The organism is Pseudomonas sp. A-1 (genome assembly GCF_004801855.1).
In the GTDB taxonomy this organism is placed as follows: domain Bacteria; phylum Pseudomonadota; class Gammaproteobacteria; order Pseudomonadales; family Pseudomonadaceae; genus Geopseudomonas.
On sequence record NZ_SSTC01000040.1, the window covers coordinates 36,295 to 42,294 of the forward strand.

6 protein-coding genes and 1 pseudogene are annotated in these 6,000 nt (G+C 67.5%); 2 read left to right on the plus strand and 5 right to left on the minus strand.

What is annotated here, in order from left to right:
* Positions 1 to 66: 66 nt before the first annotated feature.
* Positions 67 to 720 (plus strand): TetR/AcrR family transcriptional regulator, encoded by a 654-nt coding sequence (locus E5198_RS11225; protein WP_136490081.1) that lies wholly within the window; start codon positions 67 to 69, stop codon positions 718 to 720.
* Between the two features lie 63 nt (positions 721 to 783).
* Here E5198_RS11225 and E5198_RS11230 read toward each other — a convergent pair.
* Positions 784 to 1,160: pseudogene (locus E5198_RS11230) on the minus strand (GFA family protein).
* Between E5198_RS11230 and E5198_RS21530 the strand changes: the two are divergent.
* On the plus strand, positions 1,074 to 1,259 hold the full coding sequence (locus tag E5198_RS21530; RefSeq protein WP_168772517.1) for a hypothetical protein: 186 nt from the start codon (positions 1,074 to 1,076) through the stop codon (positions 1,257 to 1,259). The pseudogene E5198_RS11230 and the gene E5198_RS21530 sit on opposite strands and share 87 nt — an antisense overlap.
* A 63-nt stretch (positions 1,260 to 1,322) precedes the next feature.
* On the opposite strand, the gene E5198_RS11235 is transcribed toward E5198_RS21530, so the two are convergent.
* From E5198_RS11235 to E5198_RS11250, 4 genes are all read right to left on the minus strand, one after another.
* Entirely contained in the window at positions 1,323 to 2,663 is a 1,341-nt protein-coding gene (locus E5198_RS11235) for an MFS transporter (RefSeq protein WP_256659059.1), read from the minus strand.
* Between the two features lie 184 nt (positions 2,664 to 2,847).
* Positions 2,848 to 4,596, minus strand: a complete 1,749-nt coding sequence (locus E5198_RS11240; protein ID WP_136490082.1) for an FAD-dependent oxidoreductase — start codon at positions 4,594 to 4,596, stop codon at positions 2,848 to 2,850.
* A gap of 144 nt (positions 4,597 to 4,740) precedes the next feature.
* Entirely contained in the window at positions 4,741 to 5,061 is a 321-nt protein-coding gene (locus E5198_RS11245) for an NIPSNAP family protein (RefSeq protein WP_136490083.1), read from the minus strand.
* A gap of 21 nt (positions 5,062 to 5,082) precedes the next feature.
* On the minus strand, positions 5,083 to 6,000 hold a 918-nt coding region (locus E5198_RS11250), incomplete at its 5' end, for an FAD-binding protein (protein ID WP_136490084.1).

Consider the following 6,000-nt stretch of genomic DNA (forward strand, 5'->3'; position numbering starts at 1 on the left):
TGGCTTCCCTCCCGCCGGGCGGCAACCGATAATCGCGCAATACCTTTGCCAACGAGTTCGCCAGCCATGTCGCCAGTCACCGCTCCCCTCGAGGCACGCCAGCCGCGCAAGAACAACCCGGAGAAGACCCGCCAGGACATCCTCGAGGCGGCCATCGCCGAGTTCGCCGAGCACGGCCTCAGCGGCGCGCGGGTGGATGCCATCGCCGAGCGCACCAACGTCTCCAAGCGAATGATCTACTACTACTTCACCAGCAAGGAGCAGCTCTACCTGGCCGTGCTGGAGAAGCTCTACGGCGACATCCGTGCCACCGAGGCGGCGCTCAAGCTCGACGAGCTGGACCCCGAGGCGGCGATCCGCCGCATGGTCGAGTTCACCTTCGAGCACCACGACAGCAACGTCGACTTCATCCGCCTGGTCAGCATCGAGAACATCCACCACGGCGCCCACTTGGCCGAGTCGCAGGTGATCCGCTCGTTGAACCGCTCGATCCTCGCCGAGATCGCCAGCATTCTCGACCGCGGCGTGGCCGCCGGGGTGTTCCGCCCAGGCATCGAGCCGCGCGACCTTCATCTGCTGATCAGCTCGTTCTGCTTCTTCCGCGTGTCCAACCGCTACACCTTCGCCACCATCCACCAAGTCGACTTCACCGACCCGGAAACCCGTGCGCGGCACAAGGAGATGATCTGCGAGGCGGTGATTCGGTACGTGAGGGCTTGAGACATTGGCCGCGGCATGCGAGGCATGCCGTGGGGAGAGGGGGCTGCTGCCGACCCGGAGCAGTCAGTCGGACTGTGGCCAAGGATCCCGAATTTCATACCAGGGTGCCTTGGATGTCACCTGGATGTGCTTCTGCTTCTCCGACGTGAACGGAGTATCCAGGGTGCCGAGCGCTATCGAGATCCAGTCGGAGTGTTCACCTTGGCTTTCGACCAGAACAGTGACGAGCCACAGTGGGCACAGAACTGGCGAAGCACCGATGCCGAGGTAGAGTATGACTTGATGTCATCCGCGCCCTGAACCAGAAGCAGTTCATTACGCAACACGCTGCCATAGCTGGCGAATGCGGCTCCATGGCCTTTGCGACATTGGCTGCATACAACCTCAAGGACTGCGAGCTGGTGACGCGCATCTTCGCAAAGCCTATCGACTACGACCATTACGTGACGCGCCAACTGCAGCCGGTGGCCGACGCCATCCTGCCCTTCGTGCACAGCGACTTCCAGCGTCTGGTGGATGGTCAGCTGGAGCTGTTCTGAAGCGAGAAAAGTCGATGCCGCGCTGGTGCGCGGCATCGGCTTTTGCCTTGGCTGGAAGGCGGATCAGCCTTCCAGCTTGCGCGGCGCCATGAAGTACAGCCAGGTCAGCGCCAGGAAGTACATGGCCGGGATGATGGTGAACAGCACGGCGTAGTTGTTGTTGGTGACGGTCAGCACGTAGCCGACGATCTGGGTCATGAACATGCCGCCGATCGCCGCGCACATACCGCCGAAGCCGAACACGGTGCTCATCAGGTGCTTGGGCGTGTAGTCCATCACCAGGCTCCAGATGTTGGCGGTCCAGGCCTGGTGGGCGCCCACGGCCAGGGAGATCGCCAGCACCGCGACCCACAGGCCGCTGGCCTTGGCGGCGAACACCACCGAGCAGATGCAGGCAGCGAAGATCAGCATCGACACCAGGCGGGCGCGGATCGGGTTGACCCCGCGGCCAATCAGGAACGACGACAGGATGCCGCCACCGATGCTGCCGAAGTCAGCGGTCAGCCAGATCAGGATCAACGGGATGCCCATCTGGGTGACGCTGATGCCCAGGCCGTACTGCTGGTTGAGGAACGGCGGCAGCCAGTACAGGTAGAACCAGAACACCGGCGCGGTGATCATGTAGGCCACGGCGAAAGCCCAGGTGCCGCGACGGCGCAGGATCTGCGAGAAGGGCACCTTGGTCGGTTCGGGCTCGACGTCCTTCTGGATGTATTCCAGCTCGGCTTTGCTGACGGTCGGGTGTTCTTCCGGGTTGTAGTAGTTCAGCGCCCAGAACACCAGCCAGACCAGGCCGAGCAGGCCCATGCCGATGAAGGCGGCCTGCCAGCCCCAGACGGACAGGATCAGCGGCAGCAGGGCCGGGGTGACCATGGCGCCGACGTTGGTGCCGGCGTTGAAGATGCCGGTGGCCAGGGCGCGCTCCCCGGCCGGGAACCACAGACGGGTGGTTTTCACGCAGGCCGGGTAGTTGGCCGCCTCGGTGAGGCCGAGGATGAAGCGGCAGATCATGAAGCCGACCGCCGAGGTCGCCAGGCCATGGGCGCCGGTGGCCAGGCTCCACAGCAGCACGGCGAGGAAGAAGGCGCGCTTGACGCCGACCCTGTCGATGAAGCGACCCTGCAGCAGGAAGCCGACCGCGTAGCCGACCTGGAACCAGAAGTTGATGTTGGCGTAGTCCATGGTGGTCCAGCTCATCTCCTTGGCGAGGATTGGCTGCATCACACCGAGGGCGGCGCGGTCGATGTAGTTCAGGGTGGTGGCGAAGAACACCAGGGCCAGCATGCCCCAGCGCATCTTGCCGACGGCGAGGGCGGCGCGGATCTTCTCGCCGACACCGGCGTGGGGGTGCACCGAGGCGAACGTCTGCGGCGATACGACTGGGCGAGCCGTGGAGTTGGACATGAGCGTTTACCCGATTCTTGAAATTGTTATGGATCAGCTTCAGCTGACTCGGCCGGATGGCGATCTGCGGCAGGCAAGGGAGCATCCGGTCTGGTGTAGATGTTGGGATTCGCGCTGGCTGGGGTCAATCCGATAAACGCCCATCCGTTCGATTATCGAACAAAACCTAACCAGTTAGTCCATTTTAGCCTGAGAAGGGATTGGCTCTAGTCGAAGGTCTATTGTCGTCCGTCGCGGGCCGCAAACCGGCCAGTGCCAGGCCGGCCAGATAGCCGAAGGTCATCCCCGGGCCGAGGGTGATGCCGCCGCTCGGATAGTGGCCATCCATCACGCTGGCCATGTCGTTGCCCACGGCGAACAGTCCGTCAATGGGCTGGCCGCCGGCATCCAGCACCCGCGCGCAGGCGTCGGTGCGCAGTCCGGCGAAGGTGCCGAGGCTGCCGGGGACCAGCTTCACGGCGTAGAACGGCCCCTGTTCCAGTGCCCCCAGCGACGGGTTGGGGCCATGGCGGGGCTCGCCCTGGGCGCGGTTGTAGGGCGAGGCGCCGCGGCCGAAGTCGGGGTCCTCGCCGCGGGCGGCGTGCCGGTTGAAGAGCGCCACGCTGGCGGCGAGCTGCTCCGAGTCGATATCGCACTGACGGGCCAGCTCGGCGAGGCTGTCGCCTCGTTTCAAGTAGCCGTTGCCCAGCCAGGGCGCATCGGGGAAGGGGAACGGCCGCACCGCGCCGATGCCGTAGCGGCTACGCGCGCGGCGGTCGGCGATCAGCCAGGCCTCAGCCGCCTCGCCGGTCGGGGTGGCGGCGAACAGCGAACTCATGAAGGCATGGTAGGAGTCGGACTCGTTGGCGAAGCGCCGGCCGTCGCGACGCACGGCGATGAAGCCCGGCTTGGCGCGCTCCATCAGATGCGGGAAGGCGCCGAAGTTGCCATCCCGGCGCGGCACCCGCGACACCGGCGCCCAGGCGCCGGCGTGGACCAGATCGTCCGCCACCCGTCCGCCGACCGCCTCGCCCAGGCGCAGGCCGTCGCCGCTGTTGCAGGGCGGCGCCGCCGAGTGGTGACCGTGACCATCCGGCGCGTGGGGGAACAGCTCGGCGATGCGCGCGCGATCGTGGGGAAAGCCGCCGCAGGCCAGCACCACGCCACGGCGGGCGTGGATCTCGGTCGGCATGCCGAGATGATCGAGCAGGGCGCCGATCACCCGGCCGTCGCGCTCGAGCAGGCGGCGTACCGGCGCTTCGCTGAGCAGGCTGACCTTGAGGTCCAGCGCGCTGCGCAGCAGGCGGGCGACCAAGGCGTTGCCGTTGACCAGGTGCAGGCTGCGGCCGTGCAGCAGGCAGTCGCGAAAATGCCGCAGCAGGCGCCCGGCGGCGTACAGCGCCGATCGTGGCGCGCGGGTGGCGTCGAGGAAGTGGGCGAGATCGGCGCCGCCGGCGATGCCCATGCCGGCCAGGCTGATCAGGTCCAGCGGTGGGCGCAATTTCTCGATCCACTCGCCGAGCTGGCGGCCGTCGAACGGAGCAGCGCACAGCGAGCGCCCGCCCGGCACCGCGCCGGGGCCGTCGTGCATGTCCGGCATGCGGCTGCCGGACTGGAACTGCACGGCGGTGTGGCGCTGGAAGAACTCGACCATCGCCGGGCCGTGGGCGAGGAAGGCGCGCTGGCGCGGGTCCAGTTCGCTGCGCTGCAGCTGCTCGCGCAGGTAGCGCTCGGGGGCATCGGGCTCCTCGAGCTGGCCGTCGGCGACCGCCAGCGGATTGCGCGGAATCCACAGCCAGCCGCCGGACCAGGCGCTGGTGCCGCCGAGCAGCGGCTCCTTTTCGGCGACCACCACCTTCAGGCCGTGGTGCGCGGCGGTCACCGCGGCGGCCAGCCCGGACGCGCCGGAGCCGATCACCAGCACGTCGCATTCGATTCTGTCGGGCGTGTGCATGTTTTGCCTCTTGTTGTTGTAGGAGGGGCAATCGCACGCAGCTGGCGTGGACTCACCCCCTGTAGGAGCGAATTCATTCGCGACCCCGGCGGCTCGGTTGCGAATGAATTCGCTCCTACAGCGTTCATGCGATTGCCTTGGGGCTTACTGCAAGGGCGAAAAACCGGTCGGCTTCATCAGCCGCGACTCCAGGCGCTCCACCGCGTCCAGCTCGCGGTTCTTGCGCGCGAACGCCGTCCAGCGCGGGTCGGCGGCCATGCTGGCGCGCCGCACGGCGCGGTCGTCGAGGCTCTCGTAGGCCCAGATGTGCACCACCTGGTTGGCCTCGCCGAACTCGGTGGTGAAGAAGCCGACCAGCTTGCCCAGATGCTCGGTCTGCACCGCCAGGGCGTCGCTCTGGTACAGCGCCAGCCAGTCGGCGAGGCGGGTCGGCTTGATGGTGTAGGTGCGCAGTTCGTAGTACATGCGGGTATCTCCGTCGAAAGGTCAGTTGCCGGCCAGCAGGCGCTCGGCGATGTGGCTGGCGGCGATGTAGCCGAAGGTGATGCCGGGGCCGAGGGTGATGCCTGGGCCGGGGTAGGTGCCGTCCATGATCGAATTCATGTCGTTGCCGGCGGCGTATAGCCCGGGGATGGGTGCGCCACTCAGATCGACCACGTTGGCATGGCGGTCGGTACGCAGGCCGCGCGCCGAGCCCAGGTCGCCGGTGTCGATGCGGATCGCGTAGAACGGCGCCTTCTCCAGCGGCGCCAGGCACGGGTTGGGCTGCTGGTGCGGGTCGCCGAGGTGGCGGTTGTAGCTGTTGCCGCCCTTGCCGAACTGGCGATCGACGCCCGTGCGGGCGTCGGCGTTGTGCAGCTCGAGGGTGGCGCGCAGGCCCTGCGGGTCGACGCCGATGGCGCGCGCCAGCGCCTCGGGCGTGTCGGCGCGGTGCAGGTAGCCGGCGGCGATCAACGCCGAGTTGTCGACCGGCTTGGGCCGCGCCAGGCCCATGCCGTACTTGCCCAGGGCTTCGGCGTCGGCGATCAGCCAGCAGGGCGCGTGGCCCTGGAACATCGCCTCGACGAAGCAGTGGTAGGAGTTGGACTCGTTGACGAAGCGCCGGCCGCTCCTGTCGACGGCGATGATCCCCGGTTTGGCCCGGTCGGTGACCAGGTGTGGGAAGCGCTCGAGACTGCCGTCCGGGCGGCGCAGCACCGACACCGGCGCCCAGAAGAAGTTGGCGGCCAGCTTCTGCCCACTGGCGGCGGACACCGCCGCGGCCAGGCGCAGGGCGTCGCCGGTGTTGGTTTCCGGCGACATGCTCCAGTGCGCCGCGGCGCTCTGCGGCCGTTCGCTCGCGGCCTGCGCGGCGGCGCCGAAGCCGCCGGTGGCGCAGACCACCCCGCCGCGCGCCAGCACCCG